Here is a 258-nt window from a genome sequence, read left to right on the forward strand (position 1 = left end):
TTTATACCCATAGCCTTGAACGGTCTGAATATAACGTTCTCCTGCCTCTGGCTCATGATGCGAGAGCTTTTTGCGCAAAGAATTGATGTGAACCCGGACCGTTGAGGAAAGGGGATCCGCATGGATATCCCAAACATGTTCGAGAAGCCGTTCTGACGAAATGACCTCGCCGGGATGCAGCATCAGATATTCGAGCAATCCGAATTCTTTTTTCGTCAATGAAATCAGAGCATTCTCGAACCAGACTTCCCTTGTCTT

Annotated in this window: 1 protein-coding gene; it reads right to left on the reverse strand. The window is 46.9% G+C overall.

Translation table 11 applies throughout. From position 1 onward, the window contains the following. Positions 1-219 (reverse strand): winged helix-turn-helix domain-containing protein (locus tag KVT27_RS25305; RefSeq protein ID WP_254636289.1); only part of this gene is annotated, 219 nt, incomplete at its 3' end. Between the last annotated feature and the right edge of the window lie 39 nt (positions 220-258).

Source organism: Lysinibacillus sp. GbtcB16, from assembly GCF_019091145.1.
GTDB lineage: Bacteria > Bacillota > Bacilli > Bacillales_A > Planococcaceae > Lysinibacillus > Lysinibacillus fusiformis.